General features: G+C 61.4%; 22 protein-coding genes and 1 pseudogene. 12 read left to right on the forward strand and 11 right to left on the reverse strand.

All coding sequences use genetic code 11. The annotated features are described in order from the left end of the window. Positions 1-63: 63 nt before the first annotated feature. Entirely contained in the window at positions 64-291 is a 228-nt protein-coding gene (locus J3P96_RS26510) for a hypothetical protein (RefSeq protein ID WP_434654128.1), read from the reverse strand. A gap of 133 nt (positions 292-424) precedes the next feature. Between J3P96_RS26510 and J3P96_RS26515 the strand changes: the two genes are divergently transcribed. Continuing rightward, positions 425-787 carry a DUF1493 family protein gene (locus J3P96_RS26515; RefSeq protein WP_434654130.1) on the forward strand — a complete coding sequence of 121 codons (363 nt, stop codon included), beginning with the start codon at positions 425-427 and terminating at the stop codon, positions 785-787. A 45-nt stretch (positions 788-832) separates the two neighbouring features. On the opposite strand, the gene J3P96_RS26520 is transcribed toward J3P96_RS26515, so the two are convergent. The 3 genes from J3P96_RS26520 to J3P96_RS26530 all read right to left on the reverse strand — a co-directional run bounded on the left by J3P96_RS26520 (position 833) and on the right by J3P96_RS26530 (position 4104). Next, a complete protein-coding gene (locus J3P96_RS26520; RefSeq protein ID WP_186707301.1) occupies positions 833-2377 on the reverse strand; it encodes a phosphoenolpyruvate carboxykinase in 1545 nt (514 codons plus the stop codon). A 178-nt stretch (positions 2378-2555) separates the two neighbouring features. Beyond that, the gene (gene hslO / locus J3P96_RS26525) at positions 2556-3458 is read right to left on the reverse strand and encodes an Hsp33 family molecular chaperone HslO (protein WP_434654132.1); all 903 of its coding nucleotides are present in this window, start codon (positions 3456-3458) and stop codon (positions 2556-2558) included. A 241-nt stretch (positions 3459-3699) separates the two neighbouring features. Further along, complete coding sequence (locus J3P96_RS26530) at positions 3700-4104, reverse strand: RNA-binding S4 domain-containing protein (protein WP_305497529.1); 405 nt, start codon at positions 4102-4104, stop codon at positions 3700-3702. 295 nt (positions 4105-4399) lie between these two features. Here J3P96_RS26530 and J3P96_RS26535 point away from each other — a divergent pair, with 295 nt between their 5' ends. After that, positions 4400-4822 (forward strand): ATP-dependent zinc protease family protein, encoded by a 423-nt coding sequence (locus J3P96_RS26535; RefSeq protein ID WP_305501394.1) that lies wholly within the window; start codon positions 4400-4402, stop codon positions 4820-4822. Further along, positions 4819-5724, forward strand: coding sequence for a 30S ribosomal protein S6--L-glutamate ligase (rimK, locus tag J3P96_RS26540; protein WP_003196697.1), 906 nt, complete (start codon positions 4819-4821; stop codon positions 5722-5724). The genes J3P96_RS26535 and rimK overlap by 4 nt, the downstream gene beginning before the upstream one ends. 84 nt (positions 5725-5808) lie before the next feature. Here the strand turns inward: rimK and J3P96_RS26545 are convergent, their stop codons facing one another. After that, positions 5809-7122, reverse strand: coding sequence for an ATP-binding protein (locus J3P96_RS26545; RefSeq protein WP_434570347.1), 1314 nt, complete (start codon positions 7120-7122; stop codon positions 5809-5811). A gap of 110 nt (positions 7123-7232) precedes the next feature. Then, the gene (gene ompR, locus J3P96_RS26550) at positions 7233-7973 is read right to left on the reverse strand and encodes an osmolarity response regulator transcription factor OmpR (protein ID WP_039592639.1); all 741 of its coding nucleotides are present in this window, start codon (positions 7971-7973) and stop codon (positions 7233-7235) included. A gap of 351 nt (positions 7974-8324) precedes the next feature. On the opposite strand from ompR, the gene J3P96_RS26555 reads away from it, so the two are divergent. From J3P96_RS26555 to tauD, 7 genes are all read left to right on the forward strand, one after another. Then, entirely contained in the window at positions 8325-10649 is a 2325-nt protein-coding gene (locus J3P96_RS26555; RefSeq protein WP_434654134.1) for a Tex family protein, read from the forward strand. Continuing rightward, positions 10649-11032 carry a PaaI family thioesterase gene (locus tag J3P96_RS26560; protein WP_434654137.1) on the forward strand — a complete coding sequence of 128 codons (384 nt, stop codon included), beginning with the start codon at positions 10649-10651 and terminating at the stop codon, positions 11030-11032. Before J3P96_RS26555 ends, J3P96_RS26560 begins: the two co-directional genes overlap by 1 nt. A gap of 270 nt (positions 11033-11302) precedes the next feature. Then, positions 11303-12886, forward strand: coding sequence for a glutamate--cysteine ligase (gene gshA / locus J3P96_RS26565; protein ID WP_434654139.1), 1584 nt, complete (start codon positions 11303-11305; stop codon positions 12884-12886). Positions 12887-13155: 269 nt separating this feature from the next. Beyond that, positions 13156-14133, forward strand: a complete 978-nt coding sequence (gene tauA / locus J3P96_RS26570) for a taurine ABC transporter substrate-binding protein (RefSeq protein WP_434626565.1) — start codon at positions 13156-13158, stop codon at positions 14131-14133. 19 nt (positions 14134-14152) lie between these two features. Then, positions 14153-14947, forward strand: a complete 795-nt coding sequence (gene tauB, locus J3P96_RS26575) for a taurine ABC transporter ATP-binding subunit (protein WP_434570356.1) — start codon at positions 14153-14155, stop codon at positions 14945-14947. Next, a complete protein-coding gene (gene tauC, locus J3P96_RS26580) occupies positions 14944-15783 on the forward strand; it encodes a taurine ABC transporter permease TauC (protein WP_434654142.1) in 840 nt (279 codons plus the stop codon). Before tauB ends, tauC begins: the two co-directional genes overlap by 4 nt. 49 nt (positions 15784-15832) lie before the next feature. Then, on the forward strand, positions 15833-16675 hold the full coding sequence (gene tauD, locus J3P96_RS26585) for a taurine dioxygenase (protein WP_434654144.1): 843 nt from the start codon (positions 15833-15835) through the stop codon (positions 16673-16675). Positions 16676-16860: 185 nt separating this feature from the next. Here the strand turns inward: tauD and mgrA are convergent, their stop codons facing one another. The 4 genes and pseudogenes from mgrA to J3P96_RS26605 form a co-directional block, all read right to left on the reverse strand. After that, entirely contained in the window at positions 16861-17898 is a 1038-nt protein-coding gene (mgrA, locus tag J3P96_RS26590) for an L-glyceraldehyde 3-phosphate reductase (RefSeq protein ID WP_434654147.1), read from the reverse strand. 60 nt (positions 17899-17958) lie between these two features. Next, a complete protein-coding gene (locus J3P96_RS26595) occupies positions 17959-18360 on the reverse strand; it encodes a type II toxin-antitoxin system HicB family antitoxin (RefSeq protein WP_305501396.1) in 402 nt (133 codons plus the stop codon). A 92-nt stretch (positions 18361-18452) separates the two neighbouring features. After that, positions 18453-18642: pseudogene (locus tag J3P96_RS26600) on the reverse strand (type II toxin-antitoxin system HicA family toxin). Between the two features lie 128 nt (positions 18643-18770). Then, positions 18771-19661, reverse strand: coding sequence for a LysR family transcriptional regulator (locus J3P96_RS26605; protein ID WP_434654149.1), 891 nt, complete (start codon positions 19659-19661; stop codon positions 18771-18773). A 119-nt stretch (positions 19662-19780) separates the two neighbouring features. Between J3P96_RS26605 and J3P96_RS26610 the strand changes: the two genes are divergently transcribed. Further along, complete coding sequence (locus J3P96_RS26610; protein WP_434602495.1) at positions 19781-20521, forward strand: SDR family oxidoreductase; 741 nt, start codon at positions 19781-19783, stop codon at positions 20519-20521. A 124-nt stretch (positions 20522-20645) separates the two neighbouring features. Here the strand turns inward: J3P96_RS26610 and betT are convergent, their stop codons facing one another. Beyond that, the gene (betT, locus tag J3P96_RS26615; protein ID WP_434604961.1) at positions 20646-22607 is read right to left on the reverse strand and encodes a choline transporter BetT; all 1962 of its coding nucleotides are present in this window, start codon (positions 22605-22607) and stop codon (positions 20646-20648) included. A 548-nt stretch (positions 22608-23155) separates the two neighbouring features. Here betT and J3P96_RS26620 point away from each other — a divergent pair. After that, positions 23156-24157 carry a D-cysteine desulfhydrase gene (locus tag J3P96_RS26620; RefSeq protein ID WP_434654151.1) on the forward strand — a complete coding sequence of 334 codons (1002 nt, stop codon included), beginning with the start codon at positions 23156-23158 and terminating at the stop codon, positions 24155-24157. Positions 24158-24359 lie beyond the last annotated feature (202 nt).

The following is a 24359-nucleotide window of genomic DNA, read 5'->3' on the forward strand; positions in this document are numbered from 1 at the left end:
GATATGAAACCGGGCGTTTCATGACTCTTCTCGACTCCGCTCGCTCATCGACGCGGTCGCAGGTTATTCGCCTGATGTCAGGTACAGATCAAGATCTCCAGGGAAAACCAGCGACGCCAAGCGCTCGATTTCTATAATTTGTTTCGTTGAAAGCCTGAAGTCAGCGCCGAGGTAATCAATGCTGTTAGCCCATTCCATCACGGACGCCAAGTCATCTACTGACAGGTCGATGCTCTGTTCAAATACCAATTTGTCCTTACCTGGATAAAATCCCAATACAACAAAGCTCATGGTTCTACCGCCCTCGTCTTATCCGCTTTTTTGGTCTGTGCGCCGGTGATGTGATTAAACTCACTTGGACCATTCCCTCCAACCCCTACGGCGCACAGCATTATTGTCCACCCGATTCATCCGGATTTCCCCTATGCACCTCGCCCCAGACTTCCCCGACGATCTCGCCATGCGCCAGCTCATGGAATTGCTCCACGAAGAACTCGGCCTGCCGGAACGCAAGACCATTCGCCTGGAGACTGCGGTCAATTTCGATCTTGGCTGCGATGGCGCGGATGCCCGGCACCTGATGGAAGCGCTGGAGGAGCGGTTCGTCGTCGACCTTGTCGACTACGACGCCTATCGCTACTTCCAACCGGAAGGCTTTGATGTGTTTCAAAAGCGCAGGGCAAAAGGGCGCGGGAACAAGCTGCCGCTGACCATCGGCATGCTCTACAAGGCAGTCAAGGCGCAACGATGGGACACGCGGGGATTGGAGGAAAATAGTCGCCCATGAAAAAGCCGCCCTCAAAGGGCGGCTTTTTCATTCAATCACCAAGCCTTACAGCTGCGGACCCGCCGCCTTGATCGCATCGCTCACGTCGAACTTCTTGAAGTTCTCGATGAACAGACCGGCCAGTGCCTTGGCGGCTTCGTCGTAGGCAGCCTTGTCGGCCCAGGTGTTGCGCGGGTTCAGCAGGCCGGTTTCGACGCCTGGGACAGCCAGCGGCACGTCCAGGTTGATGATATCCAGGTGTTCGGTTTCAGCACCGATCAGCGCGCCGCTCTGGATGGCCGCGATCACCGCACGGGTGGTCGGGATGTTGAAGCGTTTGCCGACGCCGTAGCCGCCGCCGGTCCAGCCGGTGTTGACCAGGTAGACCTTGGAGCCGAAACCACGGATACGCTTGATCAGCAGCTCTGCATATTCACCGGCCGGACGTGGGAAGAACGGCGCGCCGAAGCAGGTGGAGAAGGTCGACTTGATGCCGCTGCCCGAGCCCATTTCGGTCGAACCCACCAGTGCGGTGTAGCCGGACAGGAAGTGGTAGGCGGCTTGTTCTTCGCTGAGGATCGACACCGGTGGCAGCACGCCGGTCAGGTCGCAGGTCAGGAAGATCACGGCGTTTGGCTCGCCACCGAGGTTTTTCGGCGCGCGTTTTTCGATCAGCTCGCGCGGATAGGCGGCGCGGCTGTTCTGGGTCAGGCTGTCGTCGGCGTAGTCGGCTTTCTTGGTGACCGGGTCCAGGACCACGTTTTCCAGGACGGCGCCGTGCTGGATGGCTTTCCAGATGACCGGCTCGTTCTTCTCGGACAGGTCGATGCACTTGGCGTAGCAGCCGCCTTCGATGTTGAAGACCACACCCACGCCCCAGCCGTGCTCGTCGTCACCGATCAGGTAACGGCTTTCGTCGGCGGACAGGGTGGTCTTGCCAGTGCCCGACAGACCGAAGAACAAGGTCACGTCGCCTTCTTCGCCCATGTTGGCGGCGCAGTGCATCGGCAGCACGTCGACCGCTGGGAGCAAGAAGTTCTGCACGGAGAACAGGGCTTTTTTCATTTCGCCGGCGTAGCGCATGCCAGCGATCAGTACTTTCTTGGCAGCAAAGTTGATGATCACGGTGCCGTCGGAATTGGTGCCGTCGCGCTCAGGCTCGCAGACGAAGTTCGGCGCGTTGAGGATCTGCCACTCGTCCTTGCCGCCGGCGTTGTACTGCTCGGGATTGATGAACAGGCAACGACCGAACAGGTTGTGCCAGGCCGTCTCGGTGGTCATCTTGACCGGCAGGTAGTGCGCAGGATCGGAACCTACATGCACGTGGGAAACAAAACGCTCGCGCTCACCCAGATAGGCCTCGACGCGGCTCCACAGGGCATCGAACTTGTCGGCCGGGAACTTGCGGTTGATCGGGCCCCAGGCGATGGCGTCCTGGGTAGTCGGCTCTTCCACGATGAAGCGGTCGACTGGCGAGCGACCGGTACGATGACCGGTACGAACAACCAGCGCGCCAGTATCGGCAAGCTCGCCTTCACCGCGATTCAGGGCTTCTTTGACCAGATCATCGACACTCAGATCGGTATACACGGCGTTATTGGCTTGCGTCATGAGATTCCCCGTCGGCCCGTGGCCGAGTGCTCCAAACGTTTTGTAGTAGGAAGTGGCGCACTACTACCCGAAAAAAGTGGGCCGGATTATGCCAGAAAAGCCCAAAAAGAGTAGGGCCCTCCCGTCAGTACGGCGTAAATCCGGCGTTTGCCAGGAGATTTACCTGCGCTGAACCGTTTTAGTGACGAGTATCTGACGGTGTGTCGACACCCGCACCGGCGAACAATTGTGCGATGTCCGCCGCGTCGAACAGGTAGCGCTCATTGCAAAACTGGCAATCGACCTCGATGGCGCCGCCATGCTCGATCACCAGTTGCTGCGCATCTTCCAGACCCAGACTGACCAGCGCATTGCCGGATCGTTCACGGGAGCAACTGCATTGGAAGCGCAACGGCTGACCCTCGAACAGGCGCACCTGCTCTTCGTGGTAGAGGCGATGCAGGATGGTTTCGTTGTCCAGGCCCAGCAATTCGTCGGCGCTCAAGGTGCTGGCCAGAGCGGTGACGTGCTGCCAGCTGGCGTCACGCTCTTCCGAATCGCGAATGCGATCGGCGGGCAATTGTTGCAACAGCAGGCCACGGGCGCGCCGCCCGTCGGCGTACAGCCAGAAGCGGGTGTTGGTCTGCTGGGACATGACGAAGTAATTGGTGAAGCATTCGGCCAGCGTCGCGCCGTCAAGATCGACAATGCCTTGGTAACGCTGGCCATGACTAGGATCGACCGTCAGGGCCAGCACGCCGTTGGGCATCATGTCGGCCAGCGTCGCGTCGGCGCCGATCTGCTCGGCGTGGTACCGGGCCAGGCCACGAATCTCGCGCTCGCTGGAGCATTCGATCATCAGCAAGGGGACCGGACCGTCGGAGCGCGCCTGGAGAATCAGCAAGCCATCGAACTTCAGGGTGCCCACCAGCAATGCCGCCGCCGCCATCAGTTCGCCTAGCAGTTGCGCGACCGGCTCCGGATAGGGGTGCTTGGCAAGGACTTCGGCATAGCTACGCTCCAACGCCACCAGCTCGCCACGGGCGTCGCTGTCATCGAAGATGAAACGCTGGGTGTAGTCGGTATCCGGTAAATCAGTCATAGGGTCTGGTATCTGCGGTGATGACAAATGATGACGGGCATTTTATGGGCATTCCGGGTGGGTTCCAAGCAAGGTGAGGGTTTGCCTGACCGGAAGGGCTCATCTGGATTTGCAGGCCTGGCACATCGTGGCGAGGGAGCTTGCTCCCGCAGGGCTGCGCAGCGGCCCCAAAATCTAACGGTCGCTGCGCAACCGAGCGGGAGCAAGCTCCCTCGCCACGGGTTACCGGTGTGCCGATGGTTTATTCGCTATTGCTGCCATGAAACCTGAACAGGTCGCGACGCTGCTTCTTGCTCGGCTTGCCATCGGTGCTGACGCCCAGGGCCCCGGCCTTGCGTTGTGCGGCCGCAGCTTCGCGCTTGGCGATGCTGGCGTCGGTCTCGCGATAGAGTGTCTGCGCTTCTGGCGCGCCACGCCGCACAATCGACAGGGCTTCGACCACCACGGTTTTTTCATCGAACCCGGCGCGAATGACGTATTCGTCGCCGATACGTGGCTCTTTGCCAGGCTTGCAACGTTCACCGCGATGGTGAACCTTGCCGCTTTCGATGGCGGCCTTGGCCAGGGCACGGGTCTTATAGAATCGCGCTGCCCACAACCATTTATCGAGACGGACCTTGTCGTCCTCTTCGCTTTTTTGTGCCACTGCAATTCCTCTTTTCAACCAATAGCCAGAACTGTACTACCGTTTTTGTCGGGCGCACGAATCCGCTCCGACGGATAGAATGCCCGCCGAACCGCTCGCTTGCATTGGCATGCGCCGGTATCGGTTACACCTGTAAACAAGTACGTAGATAACTGTCGCCATTTTGTGATTATTCTGCGTGAATACCGCGATTGCGGAGCCCGCTATCCGATGCGCCAATTTCAGGTTGTTTTTATTGAAGACTTTTGACCATCTGACCGTCGTCGGTCTGCGCGAATGGGTGGCGCTCCCGGATCTGGGAGTCGCAGGCCTGCGGGCAAAAATCGACACCGGCGCCAGCACCTCCAGCCTGCACGCCACCGATATCGAGCCATTCGAGCGCGATGGCGAGAAGTGGGTGCGTTTCACCGCACATCTGGGGACGGTGGTGCAACTGCGCCACCGCCGCTGCGAAGCCCCGCTGGTGGCGCGCAAGACCATCAAGAGCTCCAACGGCCACGCCCAGGTCCGCTACGTGATCAGCACCACGCTGGCGCTGGGTGATCGGTTCTGGCGGGTGGAGTTCACCCTGGCCTGTCGTAAATCCATGCGGTATCGCCTGTTGTTGGGTTCCAAAGCCTTGATCGACGGCCAGCTGGTCGTCAATCCAGGCATCAAATACGTTCAAGACAAACCGGTATTTCCGGTGTCCACTACCTCTGCCACAGGTGTTGCATGAAGATCGCTGTGCTGTCGCGCAATCCGCGCCTGTATTCCACTCGTCGCCTGGTTGAAGCAGGGACCGAACGTGGCCATGAAATGGTGGTGATCGATACCCTGCGCGCCTACATGAACATCGCCAGCCACAAGCCGCAGATCCACTACCGCGGCAAACCGCTGGAAGGGTTTGATGCGGTGATCCCGCGTATCGGCGCATCGGTGACTTTTTATGGCTGCGCAGTGCTGCGCCAGTTCGAAATGATGGGGGTGTTCCCGCTCAATGAGTCTGTCGCTATCGCTCGCTCCCGAGACAAGCTGCGCTCATTGCAATTGCTCTCCCGACGCGGCATCGGCTTGCCGGTAACCGGTTTCGCCCACTCTCCCGATGACATCCCCGACCTGATCGCGATGGTCAACGGCGCGCCGCTGGTGATCAAGGTGCTTGAGGGCACCCAGGGGATCGGTGTCGTGCTGTGCGAGACCGCAACCGCGGCGGAATCGGTGATCGAGGCGTTCATGGGCCTCAAGCAGAACATCATGGTCCAGGAATACATCAAGGAAGCCGGTGGCGCGGACATTCGTTGCTTCGTGGTCGGCGATAAAGTGATCGCCTCGATGAAACGCCAGGCCAAACCCGGTGAGTTTCGCTCCAACCTGCATCGCGGCGGCAGCGCGAGCCTGATCAAGATCACCCCGGAAGAACGCATGACAGCCCTGCGCGCGGCCAAGGTCATGGGATTGGCGGTGGCCGGCGTGGATATCCTGCGCTCCAATCACGGACCGCTGGTGATGGAGGTCAATTCTTCGCCAGGCCTGGAAGGAATCGAGACCACCACCAGCAAGAACGTGGCGGGGATCATCATCGAACACCTGGAAAAAAATGGCGGGCCGAACATGACCCGGACCAAGGGCAAAGGCTAAAAAAGCAGCTGCGAGCCTCAAGCTGCAAGCTGTAAGCCGAACTGCTTCAGCTTGCAGCTTGTAGCTTATAACTCGTAGCTGCTTCTATACCGCATCCCGCGGCAGCATCAAGCCCAACGGCAACCGCACCCGGGCCTCCAATCCGCCGCCAGCTCGATTGCGCAGTTCGACGTTGCCGCCATGCATCGAGGCGATGCGCTTGACGATGGCCAGGCCCAGCCCAGTGCCCTTCCCTCCCCGAGCCCGATCACCGCGGGTGAACGGGTTGAAAATGGCTTCCAGCTCCGCTGGGTCGATGCCGGCGCCGCGGTCCATGACGCTCAGGACGACATAAGGCGCGCTGGTGTCGCCGGAAACATAGGCGGCGACTTCAACGCCCGTGCCGGCATGGTTGAGGGCGTTACCGATCAGGTTGTTCAACAGGCGCTTCATCGACACGCGGCGCAGCGGAAACGGCTGGATGGGCTCCAGGCGCAAGTGGACCTTCTCTTCGTTCTGGTTGTAGGGCGCAGCCACCTCCCGTACCAGCTCGCTGAGGTCCACCTCCTCTACCGACTCGTCACGACCGTCGCGAATGAACGCCAGGAACTGATCGAGAATCGCGTCCATGTCTTCGATATCGCGGACCATTTCGTCGGTCAGGTCGGTGTGCTCGCCCATCAGTTCCAGCGACAGCCGCAACCGCGTCAGCGGCGTGCGCAGGTCATGGGAGACGCCGGCGAGCATCAGCTCACGTTCGCGTCCGGCCTGCTCGACATCCTCGGCCATCTGGTTGAAGGCGCGGTACACCTCGGTCATCTCGCTGGGCGTATCGCTGACGGGCAACCGCACGCTGCGGCCCTGGCCCAGTTGCCGGGCTGCATAGACCAGGCGCTTGAGTGGCTGGTTGAGCTGGCTGACGAAAATCCACGCCGAAGCCGTCGACAACAGGCCGATCGCCAGGAACCAGCCCAGCACGTTCCAGATTTTCTGGCCGCGCAGCGGATGGGGGTACAGCGGAACCTTCAGCCATCCATCACCAAGGCTCGGCGCACGCACCCACAAGGCGGGCGGCGAATGCATGCGTAGCCGCACTTCGGTATCGGCGCCCAGTTCGGCCTGCATCTGCCGCTGGTAGATCTCGCTGTATGGCCAATGCTGCTCACCTTCAGGCACACCGGCGCCGACCACCCGGATCAAAGTCGCCGCCTCGGCGATTTTGACTCGATTGGTTTCGTCCGCTGCCCAATAGGCGCGCAGGGTCAAGGCAACGCCGTGACTGTATTGGCGGTCCACCAGCACGTCTTCGTTCATCAGCAGGTAAACCAGCGTCAGCGCCTTGGAAAACAGCACGACGATCAGCACCAGCCAGAGGGTGCGGGAGAAAAAGCTCTGGGGGAACCAGACGGGGGTCTTCATGAGTAACCGCTACATACTTGCAGGAGCGAGCGATGCTCGCACAATGACGGACCGCGAGTCGCCTGGAAAGATTTTCACCCGCCAGGCTGCGCGCTCCTACAAATCGCCGATCACTTGCCGGCAGCGCCATCCGGCACGAACACGTAGCCAACGCCCCAGACCGTCTGGATATAACGCGGCTTGGAAGGATCGGGTTCGATCATCCGGCGCAAACGGGAAATCTGCACGTCGATGGAGCGCTCCAGCGCATCCCATTCGCGGCCACGGGCCAGGTTCATCAGCTTGTCCCGGGTCAGCGGCTGGCGGGCGTTCATCACCAGGGCCTTGAGCACGGCGAACTCGCCAGTGGTGAGCATATGGATCTCATCGCCGCGCTTGAGCTCGCGGGTGGCCAGCGACAGTTCATAGTCGCCGAAGGTCACGCTCTCGTCTTCGCTGCCCGGTGCGCCCGGCACCGGCGCCGATTGGCGACGCAGGACAGCCTTGACCCGGGCCATCAGCTCATCCGGGTTGAACGGCTTCGCCAGGTAATCGTCGGCGCCCAGCTCCAGGCCCTTGATACGGCTCAGTTCGTCGCCCTTGGCGGTGAGCATGATGATCGGGATCTGGTTGTTGGCGCCTCGCAGGCGGCGACAGGCCGTCAAGCCGTCCTCGCCAGGCAGCATCAGGTCGAGGACCACGAGGTTGAAAACCTCACGGGCCAGCAGCCGGTCCATTTGCTCGGTGTTCGGTACGGTGCGGGCGCGATAGCCCTTGCTGACGAAAAAGCGCTCCAGCAGGCTGCTCAGCCCCGGATCGTCGTCAACAATCAGAATTTTTTCGCCTTCAGCAGTTTGTGCGGTGCTGCTCATAGGAAGCTCCTTTGATCTTGGCGCGCATTATGGCTTAGCTGCCGTTATACGCACCGAGTGCATTGTTAGCAGATTTTTCCTCTATCTTCAGTAGCTCACCCATCCATCCCGCAGGTCACGACACCCCCGAACAGCGGAACGCTGGTTATAATGCGCGGCCTTTTGCGCCAGGGGATGCCGGATCGTTATACCGGCGCACCGTTCTCCCTGGCCAGGCAGCACTTTTTGAATTCAGCGGGTCACTGGCCGTCCCCTGCCCCCGGCAGCGACGCAAGCCAGGCCGCTCAACCAGCCTCGCCGCGCCCCGTTATTGTGGCGGCGGGCCTGATTCACAATTTGTCAGGTGGTTTTATGGACAGCATCAACAGCCGCATCGCCGAGGAACTCGGCGTACGCCCGCAACAGGTCGAAGCGGCCGTCGCGCTACTCGATGAAGGCTCCACGGTGCCTTTCATCGCCCGTTACCGGAAGGAAGTGACCGGCAGCCTCGATGACACCCAGCTGCGTCATCTGGAAGAGCGCCTGCGCTACCTGCGAGAACTCGACGAACGGCGCATCAGCATCCTGGCGAGCATCCAGGAGCAGGGCAAGCTGACCCCGCAACTGGAACGCGACATCAAGCTGGCCGATACCAAGACCCGCCTGGAAGACTTGTACCTGCCTTACAAGCAGAAACGCCGCACCAAGGGCCAGATTGCCCTGGAAGCCGGCCTCGGCGAACTGGCCGACGGCTTGTTCAACGACCCCACGTTGGCGCCGGAAGCCGAAGCCGCGCGTTTCGTCGATGCCGAAAAAGGCGTGGCGGACATCAAGGCTGCGCTGGAAGGCGCCAAGTACATCCTCATGGAGCGCTTCGCCGAAGACGCGAACCTGCTGGAAAAACTGCGCAACTACCTCAAGCAGGAGGCGATCCTGAGTGCTCGCGTCATCGCCGGCAAAGAAGAGGAAGGCGCCAAGTTCCGCGATTACTTCGAACACGACGAGCCCCTCAAGAGCGTACCGTCGCACCGGGCGCTGGCGATTTTCCGCGGTCGCAACGAAGGCATCCTCAGCTCATCGCTGAAAGTCGGCGAAGAACTGCCCGGCACCATGCACCCGTGCGAAGGCATGATCGGCCAGCAGTTCGGCATCCAGAACCAGAACCGCGCCGCCGACAGGTGGCTGGCCGAAGTGGTGCGCTGGACCTGGAAGGTCAAGCTCTACACCCACCTGGAAACCGACCTGCTGGGCGAACTGCGCGACAACGCCGAGACCGAGGCGATCAACGTGTTCGCCCACAACCTGCACGACCTGCTGCTGGCCGCACCGGCCGGGCCGCGTGCCACGCTGGGCCTGGACCCGGGCCTGCGCACTGGCTGCAAGGTGGCCGTGGTGGATTCCACCGGCAAGCTGCTGGACCACGCCACGGTCTACCCGCATGTGCCGCATAACAAATGGGACCAGACCATCGCTATCCTTGCCGCCCTGTGCGCCAAGCACTCGGTGGACCTGATCGCCATCGGCAACGGCACCGCCAGCCGTGAGACCGACAAGCTGGCCGCCGAGCTGATCAAGAAATACCCGGCCATGAAAATGACCAAGGTCATGGTCTCCGAGGCCGGCGCTTCGGTTTATTCGGCGTCGGAACTGGCCTCGAAGGAATTCCCGGACCTGGACGTGTCGATCCGTGGCGCGGTGTCCATCGCCCGTCGCCTGCAGGACCCACTGGCGGAACTGGTGAAGATCGACCCGAAATCCATCGGTGTCGGCCAGTACCAGCATGACGTATCGCAATTGAAGCTGGCCCGTGGCCTGGACGCCGTGGTGGAGGATTGCGTGAACGCCGTGGGCGTGGACGTGAACACCGCTTCGGTAGCATTGCTGGCGCGTATCTCCGGCCTGAACGCCACGCTGGCGCAGAACATCGTCACCCACCGCGACGAACACGGCGCGTTCAAGACCCGCGCCGCGTTGAAAAAAGTCCCGCGCCTGGGTGAAAAAACCTTCGAACAGGCCGCCGGCTTCCTGCGCGTCATGAATGGTGACAACCCGCTCGACTCCTCGGCAGTTCACCCGGAAGCCTATCCACTGGTGCAACGCATCGCCGCCCAGACCGACCGCGACATTCGCTCGCTGATCGGCGACGCGGCGTTTCTCAAGCGCCTGGACCCGAAGAAATTCACTGACGAAACCTTCGGCCTGCCCACCGTGACTGACATCCTCCAAGAGCTGGAGAAACCGGGCCGCGACCCACGTCCGGAATTCAAGACCGCTGAATTCCAGGAAGGCGTCGAAGACCTCAAGGACCTGCAACCGGGCATGATCCTCGAAGGCGTGGTGACCAACGTCACCAACTTCGGCGCGTTCGTCGACATCGGCGTGCACCAGGACGGCCTGGTGCATATTTCGGCCTTGTCGGAGAAATTCATCAAGGACCCGCGCGAAGCCGTGAAGGCCGGTGATGTGGTGAAAGTAAAGGTCATGGAAGTCGACATCCCGCGTAAACGCGTGGGGCTGTCGATGCGCATGAGCGACACGCCCGGAGAGAAAATCGACGGCGCCCGCGGTGCCCGTCCAGGCGCCGCGCCACGCCAGTCGCAGAACACCGCGCCGCGCAAGGAAACTGCCACCGCGGCCCCGGCGAATAACGCCATGGCCTCGCTGTTCGCCAACGCCAAGCAACTGAAGAAACGCTGATGGAGGCGCCGGCCGGGTTGGTGGAGAGCGCGTTTTTCAAGCTGCTCGGCTGCCGTCTGCAGAGCCTCGGGGACGGGGTGGCGCAAGTCGCCCTGGGTCTGGAGCCGGCGTTGCGCAACCGCGGTGGCAAGCTGCACGGCGGGGCGCTGTTCAGCCTGGTGGACATTGCCATGGGGCTGGCCTGCTCCAGCGTCCATGGCTTCGACCAGCAGAGCGCAACCATCGAGTGCAAGATCAACTACATTCGCGCCGTGTCCGACGGCGAAGTGCTGTGCACCGCCCGGGTCATCCACCCGGGCCGGCGCACGCTGGTGGTCGAGGCCGAGGTGATGCAGGGCGACAAGCTGGTCGCAAAAGCGCAAGGCACGTTCGCTGTCCTATAGCTCGCTGTCATCGATTTAGGGTAATTTCGACGCCATGAATGCCGTGCCGACCTCTATTGTGGGAGAGAACCTGCTCGCGATAGCGATGGACCAGTCAATATAAAATTGACGGACATACCGCCATCGCGAGCAGGCTCGCTCCCACAGGGGCTGCGACGATCTGTCTTTGGCAGCACAAAAACCAGGCGAAAACGCCAGTTTCAACTTCACCCTTGTAGACCGTCTTGCCCACCCCCATATTGGGGCGACTGACGCGTGAAGGAATTCAACTTGAGCGACCTTTTAAACCGCCGCCTGGCCCTGCTCGGCGAGCGCGCCAACCTCTCCCTGCTCGAGCAGTGCCTGCACGGTATCGAACGTGAATGCCTGCGCGTCACGGGCGACGGGCGCCTGGCGCAGACCCCGCATCCCGAATCCCTGGGCTCGGCGCTGACCAACGAACAGATCACTACTGACTATTCCGAGTCGCTGCTGGAGTTCATCACGCCGGCCCTGGCCAACCCGGCCGACACCCTGCACAGCCTCGACAGGATCCACCGGTTTGTCTACAGCAAGCTCGGCGACGAGTACCTGTGGAGCCCTTCGATGCCGTGTCCGCTGCCGGCCGAGGAAGACATTCCGATCGCCTACTACGGCACCTCGAATATCGGTCGACTCAAGTATGTCTACCGCAAGGGCCTGGCCCTGCGCTACGGCAAGACCATGCAATGCATCGCCGGGATCCACTACAACTTTTCCCTCCCGGAAAAGCTCTGGCCCCTGCTGCGCCAGGACGAAGCCAGCGACGTGAGCGACCGCGACTTCCAGTCCTCGGCCTACATCGCGCTGATCCGTAACTTCCGCCGCTACAGCTGGTTGCTGATGTACCTGTTCGGCGCCTCGCCGGCCCTGGATGTCGGTTTCCTTCGCGGCCGTCCGCACCAGTTGGAACAACTGGACCCGGACACCTTGTACCTGCCCTACGCCACCAGCCTGCGCATGAGCGACCTGGGTTACCAGAGCAACGCCCAAGCCGGCCTGACACCTTGCTATAACGACCTGGCGAGCTACACCGACAGCCTGCGCAAAGCCGTGGCAACGCCCTATGCTCCTTATGTCGAAGTCGGTACTCACCAGAACGGCGAATGGGTGCAGCTCAACACCAACATCCTGCAGATCGAAAACGAGTACTACTCCAACATCCGCCCCAAGCGCGTGACCTACACCGGCGAGCGGCCGATCCAGGCGCTGATGGCCCGAGGAATACAGTACGTCGAAGTGCGCTGCCTGGACATCAACCCGTTCCTGCCGATGGGCATCGACCTGACCGAGTCGCGCTTCCTCGATGCGTTCCTGCTGTACTGCGGCCTCAACGACAGCCCGCAACTGGAAAATAACGAGTGCAGCAACGCCACGAGCAACTTCCTGACCGTGGTCAAGGAAGGCCGCAAGCCTGGCCTGCAATTGCAGCGCCAGGGTCAATCGGTGGACATGCAAACCTGGGCCATGGAATTGCTGGAAAAGATTGCTCCGCTTGCCGCCCTGCTTGACCAGAGCCAAGGCGGTGATGCCCATCGCCAGGCTCTCGACGCGCAACAGGCAAAAGTCCGCGACCCGTCGCTGACGCCGTCCGCCAAGGTCTTGGCCGCCATGGCCGAGCACCAGGAAAGCTTCGCCCAGTTCTCCCTGCGCCAGAGCAAGGCCCACGCCGAGTTCTTCCGCGCCGAACCGTTGTCGACCGAAGAGCAAGTCGCGTTCGAAGAAACCGCTCGCCAGTCCTTGGTCCAGCAAACCGAGCTGGAGCAGAACGAGGTGGGCGATTTCGACGTCTTCGTGGGTTCGTATCAGGCGAGCATTTTGGCGATCAGTAACTGAATCGCCAATGTGGCGAGGGGATTTATCCCCGCTGGACTGCGGAGCAGTCCCCAGAGGCTACGCTGGTTCGCCACAGCTTGCAGCCGAAATCCTTGGGGTCGCTTCGCGACCCAACGGAGATGAATCCCCTCGCCACAAGAGTCCTAAGCCATTCTCAGCAGATTTTTTCGAAAATAAGCTAATTCGAAAAAGTTATTTATTTACTAATTCTTAGATCATTTAGTCTCCTCCAACGCCGACTCTCCGGCGGCCTGTTGAGGAGCTTCCCCATGTCTTTGCGTTTCCCCCTTCGCCTTCTCGCGGCCGCTTCCCTGGCCGCGGCGAGCCTTTTCGCCCAGGCGGCCGACCTGACCGTGGCCTATCAGACCACCGTCGACCCGGCCAAAGTCGCCCAGGCCGATGGCGCTTATGAGAAAGCCACCCAGGCCAAGATCAACTGGCGAAAATTCGACAACGGCGCCGACATCATCGCCGCCATCGCCTCGGGCGACGTGCAGATCGGCTACCTGGGTTCCAGCCCGCTGACCGCCGCCATCACCCGCAAGGTTCCGGTGGAAACCTTCCTCATCGCCACCCAGATCGGCGCCGCCGAAGCCTTGGTCGCCCGTGATGGCTCCGGCATCAAGACCCCGCAGGACCTGATCGGCAAGAAAATCGCCGTGCCGTTTGTTTCCACTGGTCATTACAGCCTGCTCGCCGCGCTGAAACACTGGAACATCGACCCGTCGAAAGTCACCGTGCTCAACCTCGCGCCACCGGCCATCATCGCCGCCTGGAAGCGCGGCGATATCGACGCCACCTACGTCTGGGACCCGGCCCTGGGCGTGGCCAAGGAAAACGGCAAGGTGCTGATCACCTCCGCTGAACTGGCCCAGTTCGGCGCGCCAACCTTCGACGCCTGGATCGTGCGCAAGGATTTTGCCCAGAAGCATCCCGAGATCGTCACGGCTTTCGCCAAGGTCACCCTGGACGCCTACGCCCAGTACCGCAAGGACCCGCAGGCCTGGTTGGCCGACGCATCGAACATCGACAAGCTGGTGAAACTCTCCGGCGCCAAGGCCAGCGACATTCCATTGCTGCTGCAAGGCAACGTATTCCCGTTGGCCGCCGACCAGGTGGTCAGCCTCGGAGCCCCAACCACCCAGGCCATCACCAACACCGCCGCGTTCCTCAAGGAGCAAGGCAAGGTTGAAGCCGTGCTGCCGGACTACGCGCCATACGTCAGCGCCAAATACATCACCCGCTGATCAAACAGGAGACGTCGAGATGGCCTTGCTACAGCTGGAGCGCATCAGCGCACAGTACCCCGGCGCAACGAAACCGGTACTGGCGGATATTTCGTTGACCCTGGGCCCGCAGCAGTTGCTGGTTGCCCTCGGCCCCTCCGGCAGCGGCAAGACTTCGCTGCTCAACCTGATTGCCGGGTTTGTGGAACCCAGCGCCGGACAGATCACCCTGGACGGCATTCCCGTCAGAGGCCCGGGTGCCGAGCGCGGCGTAGTGTTCCAGGACGATGCGCTGTTGCCCTGGCAAGACGTGTTGGCAAACGTCGGGTTCGGCCTGGAACTGGCGGGAGTTGCCAGGGAGAAGCGCGAGGCTCGCGCTCGGGAAATGCTCGCCCTGGTGGACCTGGCCGGTTTCGAAAAGCGCCGTGTCTGGCAGCTGTCGGGCGGCCAGAAGCAACGAGTCGGGCTGGCACGCGCGCTGGCGGCCGATCCACGGGTATTGCTGATGGACGAACCCTTCGGCGCCCTGGACGCGTTCACCCGTGAACAGATGCAGGAACTGCTGCTGCAAGTCTGGCAACGTACCGCCAAGCCGGTGTTCCTGATTACCCATGACATTGAAGAAGCGGTATTCCTTGCCACCGACCTGATCCTGCTGGCCCCCGATCCGGGGCAAATCGTCGAGCGCCTGAGCCTGGATTTCGGGCGCCGCTACGGCGCGGGGGAATCGGCGCGGTCGATCAAGTCCGACCCGCGCTTCATCGAAACCCGCGAGCATGTGCTGGCGAAAGTGTTCTCCCAACGCAGCGCCACTCGGCAACAGGAGCGCGCATGAGCAGCTATGAAGTTCCAGCCGTGGCCAGCGACGCCGTGGCCGCCCGCCCTCCAGTCATCGCGCGCCGTACCCTGAGCACGCGATGGATCAGCGGCCTGACGCTGGTGGCGCTGCTGTTGCTCTGGTGGGCCGTAACCGCCAGCGGCGTGATCGAACCGCTCTTCCTGCCGCCGCCCTCCGCCGTGCTGCAAAAAGGCTGGCTGCTGGCCACCAGCGGCTACATGGACTCCACACTCTGGCAGCACCTCGGCGCAAGCCTCGGGCGGATTGGCCTGGGCCTGCTGTTCGCGGTGTTGACGGCGGTGCCGGTGGGTATCGCCATCGGCGCCAACCGTATTGCCCGCGGCGTACTCGATCCGCTGATCGAGTTCTACCGGCCGATTCCACCCCTGGCTTACCTGCCGCTGATCGTGATCTGGTGCGGCATCGGTGAGCTGTCGAAAGTCCTGCTGATCTACCTGGCGATTTTCGCCCCGATCGCCATCGCCACTGCAACCGGCGTGCGCACCGTCGACCCGGCCAAACTGCGCGCTGCTCAATCGCTGGGGGCCACGCGGGCGCAACTGATTCGCCATGTGATCGTACCCAGCGCCCTGCCCGACATCCTCACCGGTATCCGCATCGGCCTGGGCGTGGGCTGGTCGACGCTGGTCGCCGCCGAACTGATCGCGGCCACCAGCGGCCTGGGGTTCATGGTGCAGTCGGCAGCGCAGTTCCTGGTCACCGATGTCGTGGTGCTGGGGATCCTTGTGATTGCGCTGATCGCCTTTGCCATGGAAATGGGCCTGCGCGCCCTGCAACGCAAACTGGTGCCGTGGCACGGCCAGGCCCACTGAACCTTTATTGACCACGCCGACCATTCGGCGCCGATCCGAGAGAACGACGATGAGCCGTCCGACCGTTACCCCTCTGAGCGTTGCCCTCGGCGCGCAGATCAGCGGGATCGATATCAGCCAGCCACTGGCCCCGAAAGACCGTGACACCATCGAGCAGGCACTGCTCGAATATCAGGTGCTGTTCTTCCGCGACCAGCCGATCGAACCCGCACAACAGGCCCGTTTCGCCGCGTACTTTGGCGACCTGCACATTCACCCGATCTACCCCAACGTGCCGGAGCAGCCCGAAGTGCTGGTGCTCGACACCGCCGTCACCGATGTGCGCGACAACGCGGTGTGGCACACCGACGTGACCTTCCTGCCGACCCCGGCCATGGGCGCGGTACTCAGCGCCAAGCTGCTGCCGGCATTCGGCGGCGATACGTTGTGGGCCAGCGGCATCGCGGCCTACGAAGCCTTGTCGGCACCATTGAAAAGCCTGTTGGAGGGCCTGACGGCGACCCACGACTTTACCCGTTCGTTCCCGCTGGAACGTTTTGGCAACACGGCGGAAGATCGGCTACGTTGGGAAGAAGCACGGCGCAAGAATCCACCGCTGTCGCATCCGGTGATTCGCACTCATCCGGTGAGCGGCCGCCGCGCACTGTTCGTCAACGAAGGCTTCACTACGCGCATCAACGAGCTGTCGGAAACCGAAAGCGAGGCGATCCTGAAACTGCTGTTTGCCCACGCGACGCGTCCGGAGTTCACCGTGCGCTGGCGCTGGCAGGCCAACGACGTGGCGTTCTGGGACAACCGCGTGACCCAGCATTTCGCCGTGGACGACTACCGCCCCAACCGGCGGGTGATGCACCGGGCGACGGTGTTGGGGGATGCGCCGTTTTTCAGGTGAGTGCCTCGCCACGGCTCATATCCCCGTGGCGAGGGAGCTTGCTCCCGCTGGGCTGCGTAGCAGCCCCAAAATCTCGGATCAGTTCATCATGCGCAAGCAACATGAACTGGGGGCCGCTTCGCGACCCAGCGGGAGCAAGCTCCCTCGCCACGGGTCCTGCGTTCAACCTGATAAACCGGCTGGAATCACTCAGCCGTCGAAGGCTTCTCCCACAGGTTGATCCCGCCCTCTTGGGCAAACCGGTCGATCTCGGCCAGTTCTTCGGCGCTGAACTCGAGATTTTGCAGCGCCCCGACGTTCTCGACGATCTGCTCCGGTCGGCTGGCGCCGATCAGGGCCGAGGTGACCCGCGGATCGCGCAATGTCCAGGCCAGGGCCATTTGCGCCAGGCTCTGGCCGCGACGCTGGGCGATCTCGTTGAGGGCGCGTACGTGGGCGATGTTTTCACCTGACAGATGCGAGGCCTGCAACGAACCGCCGCCCGGGCGATTGACCCGCGCATCGGCGGGAATGCCCTTGAGGTATTTGTCGGTCAGCAGGCCCTGCGCCAGCGGCGTGAAGGCGATCACGCCGGTGCCCAGTTCCTCGGTGGCGTCCAGCAAGTCCTTCTCGACCCAACGGTTGAGCAGGTTGTAGGCCGGCTGATGGATCAACAGCGGCACTTTCCATTCCTGAAGCAGCGCCGCCATTTCCCGGGTCTTCACGCCCGAATAGGAAGAAATGCCAATGTACAGGGCCTTGCCCTGCTGCACGGCGGTGGCCAGGGCGCTGGCGGTTTCTTCCAGTGGCGTGTCGGGATCGAAACGGTGGGAGTAGAAGATGTCCACGTAATCCAGACCGAGGCGCTGAAGGCTCTGGTCAAGGCTGGCCAGCACGTATTTGCGCGAACCGCCGCCCTGGCCATAAGGGCCTGGCCACATGTCCCAGCCGGCCTTGCTGGAGATGATCAGCTCATCGCGGTATTGCTGGAAATCTTCACGCAGCAACCGGCCGAAATTGATTTCGGCACTGCCGTAGGGCGGGCCGTAGTTGTTGGCCAGGTCGAAGTGGTTGATACCCAGGTCGAACGCCGTGCGCAACAAGGCCCGCTGAGTGTCGATCGGCGTGCTGTCGCCGAAGTTGTGCCACAAGCCGAGTGACAAGGCCGGCAGTACCAGCCCGCTGCGCCCGACGCGGCGGTAAGGGATGGATTCGTAGCGGTTTTGCGCAGCGGTGTAGGTCATCGAAAAAGCTCTCTGTTCGGACGGCGGGTGGCAGAAGCTAACATTTCACAGACGCACCAGTCAGGTCGAAAGTTCGCGCAAGGCCGCTGCTGCCAGAAAACCCGAACGCGAGCTGTAACGCTGGTCTCGTCGCACGGTTTGATCGATACGCTCAAGCAATTGCTCGGGCAGTGTGGCGTTGAACCGCACCGACTTTCCGAAATAGGGCGTGACATCAAACTCAACCACGCCCCATATCCCCCCGGCGTATTGCGGATCGTCGAGATGATCGTCAATTTCATGGATCTTTGGCAGCGGTTCGCCGTCGGCTATCAGGCCTTCATAGTGCAACGAGAGCGCTTCTCTCACATTTTCGAATGCCTGGCTCACCGTACTGCCTGCGGAAAAACAACCCGGCACATCTGGGACCGTCACGCCGTATTCGGAATCGGCATCCTTGTGCAGAACGACCGGAAATTTCATGTGGACGAATCCTTCCTCCAGACCCGGCAACCGCAGCAACCGGTCTGATAACAATGCATCCCCATCGGGGATTTCGTAATCGGTCATGACCTTCATTTCAGGCCCGCCTGTTTCAAAATGCTATTGATCGTGCCTCTGGGCAGATCGGCGTCAGGGTGCTTGATCGTCACCCTCCCAGCCTTGAAAGCGTGTTTATACTGATGATGACTACCCTTGACCGCCACCAGATACCAGATACCAACCATCCTCTTCGATCTTCCTGATCATTTCCCGACTTCGCATCACCTATGCCTTATTCGACAGCTCTGCCGGAAAACTCTAGCTGTGAAAGAGGGTTCTGATACACACAATACACACTCTGAAAAATATTAGCTCAACTCTCCAACTGATGCACCGTTACCACAATCCAGTCATCGCGCCTGCGCAAACACCTCCGCCACCCAATCCACAAACACCCGTACCCGCGGTGACATGTGTCGGTTGTGTGGATAAACCACCGACACCGGCATGGACGGCGGAGGCGTCGCGGCGAGCACTTCGCGGATCAGGCCTTGGCGGATCGGCTCCTCCATTCGGTAATACGGGCATTGGATCAGGCCCATGCCGGCGATCGCCGACGCCGCATAGATTTCTGCCCCGGACACCGACAACGTGCCCCCGATCGAAACCTCCTTGAGCTCGCCGTCGACCATGAATTCGAATGGATAAAGCTTGGCGGTGGTGCGCGAGACGTAGTTCACCGCTTTGTGCTGCTTGAGATCCTCCAGGCTTTTCGGTTCACCGTATTGGCGCAGGTAAGCGGGGCTGGCACAGGTGATCTGGCGAAGATTGGCGACACGCCGGCCGATCAACGACGAATCCGCCAACGTACCGGAGCGCACGACGCAATCGACGCCCTCGGCGATCAGGTCGACGAAGCGGTCCGCTTCACTGATGAACAATTCGATATCCGGGTAGCGGGCCATGAATTGCGGCAACGCCGGGATCACGAAATACCGCGCCTGGGTTCCATGCAGGTCCACCCTCAACTTGCCTTTGGGCGCCACGCCGCGAAACGCCAGCTCGGCTTCTTCGAGTTCCGCCAGCAATTGCACGCAACGCGGGTAGTAGGCCTCGCCGTCGAGGGTCGGACGCACCCTGCGTGTGCTGCGCTCCAGCAGACGAACACCCAGCCAGGCTTCGAATTGATTGAGCGTGTGGGTCAGCGTGGCCCGGGGCATGTTCAGGTCTTCGGCAGCCAGGGTGAAGCTGCTGCGCTCGTAGATACGGACAAACACCTTCATCGCCTTGACCTGATCCATCTGCAGCCCTGATTGTTGAGGAATGTTGAACAGTCAAGGCAACTCTCCTGCATTTATCGCCGCACGTAAACATGTGAATCTGGCTTCAACCCATCACAAATCTCAAGGAGATCCTTGCCATGACTGCTCAAAACGCCAAAGTCGCCATCGTCACCGGTGCCTCCCGTGGGATCGGCGCGCAGATAGCCAGGCAATTGGCGAGCGACGGGTTTGCCGTCGCCATCAACTTCGCCAGCAGCGCCACCGAGGCCTCGCAGCTGGCGGTGCAGTTGCGTCAGGCCGGGCACCCGGCCATAGCGGTGAAGGCCGACGTGTCGGTTGCCGCCGACGTCAGCCGGATGTTCGATGAAGTCGAAGCGCAACTGGGCAGGGTCGATGTGTTGATCAACAACGCCGGCATCCTGCAGGTCATGCCGTTGGCGCAGCACAGCGACGAGCTATTCGACCGCACGTTCGCCATCAACACCCGTGGCACCTTCAACACCTTGCGCGAGGCCGCGACCCGGCTGAACGATGGCGGCCGCATCGTGAATTTTTCCAGCAGTACCGTGGGCATGAACCTGCCGGGCTACTCGGTGTACATCGCCAGCAAGGCCGCGGTGGAATCCCTGACCCAAGTATTTGCCAAGGAGCTGCGCGGTCGCCAGATCACCGTCAACGCCGTGGCCCCGGGGCCGGTCGCCACCGAGCTGTTCATGCAAGGCAAAAGCGAAGAGCAGGTCCAGCACTATGCCAGGATGCCGCCCCTGGAACGCCTCGGCCAGCCGGAAGACATCGCCAGCATCGTGTCATTCCTGGTAAGCCCGGCCGCTGGTTGGGTGAACGGCCAGATTCTGCGGGCTAACGGAGGGCTGGTCTGAGGCTTGGCTTTGCGCAGCCACTGAAACCGCCATCGCGAGCAAGCTCGCTCCCACAAAGGTTATCCCATTACCCTGTGGGAGCGAGCTTGCTCGCGATGGCGTCGGTGCGATGCCAATTATTTTTTCAGCGCACCAGATGCAGAAACTGCATGTGCCGCTCGTACTGGTCGAGGATGTCGTTGATGACCTGCTCCTTGGAATACCCCACCAGGTCGTAGTCCTGGCTGCCCTCGCTCAGGTGTACTTCGGCGCGGTAGTAGCGACGATTGTTGATCTGTTTGGAGCCCATGCCACCCCGGGCGAAGGACGGCGTGAAGTAACCCCGCATCTGCACCTGGTAGATGAACGGATGCTGTTCGCCGTGGCCGATTTCCAGGCTGACGCTGTCGTTGGCCGGGTCTGGCTGGGTCACCACCGTCAGGCCCTTTTCGGCGAATACCGCCTTCACCTCCTCGATGGCCGGGCGCACCGTAGTATCGAGAAAGCGATACACCTCGTCGCGGGAAGGAAAATGCACCGCCTGGCTCAAGCGCTGACGCCAACCGCCAGTGCCCCGTCGGGAGCCCGACACCGGCGCGAGGGAATGCAACTGCGCGATCTGCTTCTGCGACTCCAGGTAGAACGCCTTGTGCAGGCCCCACATCATCAGCAGCAGAATCAGCGAGAACGGCAAGGACGTCAGCACCACCGCCGACTTCAAGGCATCGATGCTGCCGGAGAACAGCAAGGCACTGGTCACCAGGGCAGTCATCGCGCCCCAGAACACCCGCAGCCATTTCGGCCCGTCCTCATCGGGGCTGCCGCCCTTGGCCGACAATGTCGACAGCACCACGGTGCCGGAGTCGGCGGACGTGACAAAAAACACGAAGCTGATGAACACCGTGACCGCAATTACCGTCTTGCTCCACGGGTAGGTTTCCAGCAGCAGGTAAAGGCTCATCGACGGGTTGTCCAGGGCCGACATGCCCAGGGCGCTCATGCCATGGTTCAGGACCTGATCGATGGCGCTGTTACCGAAAATCGACATCCACGCCAGGGTGAAACCCAAGGGGATCAGCAGCACGCCGAACACGAATTCACGGATCGTCCGGCCACGGGATATCCGTGCGATAAACAGCCCCACGAACGGTGACCACGCGATCCACCATGCCCAATAGAACACTGTCCAACCGCCCAGCCAGTCGCTGGGCTCGTTGTAGGCATACAGGTCGAAACTCTTCATCGGCAGGGCGCCGAGGTAATCGCCGAGATTCTGGATAAGCGTGTTGAGCAGATGCTGGGTCGGTCCGGCGAACAGCACAAACAGCAACAGCGCGCAGGCCAGCAGCATGTTGATATCGGACATGACGCGCACGCCCTTGTCGACGCCAGCCACGGCGACAATGATTGCCGCGCCCATCATCAGCACGATCAGCCCGACCTGGATCCACTGGGTGTGAGCAATGCCGAAGAGGTAATCCAGACCGGAATTGAGGTGCAGCACGCCAAAGCCCATATCCGCGCCAAGGCCGAACACGGTCGCGATGATGCCGAAACCGTCCACCGCATAACCGATCGGCCCGTTGATGCGCTTGCCGATCAGCGGGTACAACGCCGACCGCAAGGCCAGCGGCAGGTTGTGTCGGTAGGCGAAGTACGCCAGGGCCATCCCAACAAAAGCGAACACACCCCAGCCGTGCAAACCCCAGTGCAGGAACAGGATCTGCATCGCCTGGCGCGCCGCATCGGCGGTGCCGGCTTCGCCCTGGGGCGGCTGGACCAGATGGGTCAGGGGCTCGGAAACGCAGAAGAAAAACAAGGTGATGCTGATCCCGGCGGCAAACAACATGCCGGCCCAGGACAGGTAGCTGAACTCGGGCTCGTCGTGGTCGGCACCGAGCTTGATCTTGCCGTAGCCGGACAAGGCGGTGACCACCACGAAGACCAGATACAGGGTCATCGCCAGCATGTAATACCAGCCGACCGTATTGGCCGCCCAGTTCTGCGCGGCCAGCAACCAGGCGCCGGCCTGCTCCGGCACGGCAATGACGACCAGGCCGAACAGCAGGATGAAGGTCGCGGCGAAATAAAACACCGGCGGATTCATGCGGACCAGGCCGCTGGATGGGAGGGACGAAGTACTCATCGACGGAGCACCTCGCAAAGCGAAATCATGACGTGCGCAAACGGACTCGGCAAAGGCAAGCCTCCTGTTGTGAGCGGGCAGCAAACCAATGGTTTAACTTGAATGAACGTTCAAGTTAAACATGAATAGGCTGCCAAGGACTAATCGCAGGGCTCAATGGCACGTTTCCTACACTAGCCCATGGGTGGGTATGACGCAGTTCGCAGATCATTCGTTCAGTGGTGACGCAAATCCTGTGGGAGCGGTTCAGTTGAGAGAATGATGCGCCTGTGGCGAGGGAGCTTGCTCCCGCTCGGCTGCGAAGCAGTCGTAACCCGGGGAATGCGGTGGGTCTGACGCTCCGCATCTGGCAGGTTTTGGGGCCGCTGCGCGGCCCAGCGGGAGCAAGCTCCCTCGCCACGGGTCCGTTGATTGCCTTATTAAGTGTCATCCTCAACGCCCACATGCCGGTTGCCCGTGAATACTCAGCTGCCTATAGTCCGGATATCGCTTACAGCCAGTACGGACTCATGATCAAAGAACAGTTGTCTCGCTTCCATCGTCTCGACCTGCTCAGCCATCCGACGCCTCTGGAAAAACTCGACCGTCTCTCCGCCTGGCTCGGCCGCGACATCTACGTCAAGCGCGACGACCTGACGCCTCTGGCACTGGGCGGCAACAAGTTGCGTAAGCTTGAATACCTTGCCGCCGACGCCCTGGCCCAAGGCGCCGACACGCTCGTCACAGCCGGCGCGATCCAGTCCAACCATGTCCGTCAGACCGCTGCCCTGGCCGCGAAGCTGGGCCTGGGTTGTGTGGCGTTGCTGGAAAACCCCATCGGTACCGAGGAAAGCAATTACCTGGGCAACGGTAATCGGCTGTTGCTGGAGCTGTTCGACGCCAAGGTCGAACTTGTTGAAAACCTGGACAACGCCGACGAACAGTTGCAGGCCCTTGCCGGCCGCCTGCGTAGCAACGGGAAAAAACCTTACCTGGTGCCGATTGGCGGGTCGAATGCCCTGGGTGCCTTGGGCTATGTGCGCGCGGGCCTGGAGTTGGCCGAACAGATCAAGGACACCGGGCTTGAATTCGCCGCCGTGGTGCTGGCCTCGGGCAGTGCCGGCACGCATGGCGGCCTGGCGCTGGCACTGAGCGAAACCCTGCCGGACCTTCCCGTGATTGGCGTGACGGTTTCACGCAGCGAGGAAGACCAGTTTCCGAAAGTCCAGGGGCTCGCCGAACGTACGGCGCAGTTGCTGGAAATGGCCCTGCCGCCGGCCTTCAAGGTGAACCTGTGGGACGAGTACTTCGCCCCCCGCTACGGCGAGCCCAACGCCGGTACGCTGGCGGCGGTCAAGTTGCTGGCGAGCCAGGAAGGCCTGCTGCTCGATCCGGTCTATACCGGCAAGGCCATGGCCGGGCTGCTCGACGGCATCGGTCGCGACCGCTTTGAAAACGGCCCGATCATCTTCCTGCATACCGGCGGTGCACCGGCGCTGTTTGCCTATGACTCGGTGTTCCACGCTCGGTAAATGTCGCTGTGGAGCGAGCAGGCTCGCTCCCACATGATGTTGATTACATATTGGAATAGGGTCGTGATTTAATATTATTTTCCAATCTATACGACCCAACCTATAGTCGCGCCGCAGGCGTATTTGCCACGAGACGCAAACCCTGCTTTTAGGGCAGGATGTGGCAATTCTTTCGGATCGCGGCTACGCCTTTCTCTTCCAG

It is taken from the genome of Pseudomonas sp. R3-56 (assembly GCF_051132075.1).
GTDB lineage: Bacteria > Pseudomonadota > Gammaproteobacteria > Pseudomonadales > Pseudomonadaceae > Aquipseudomonas.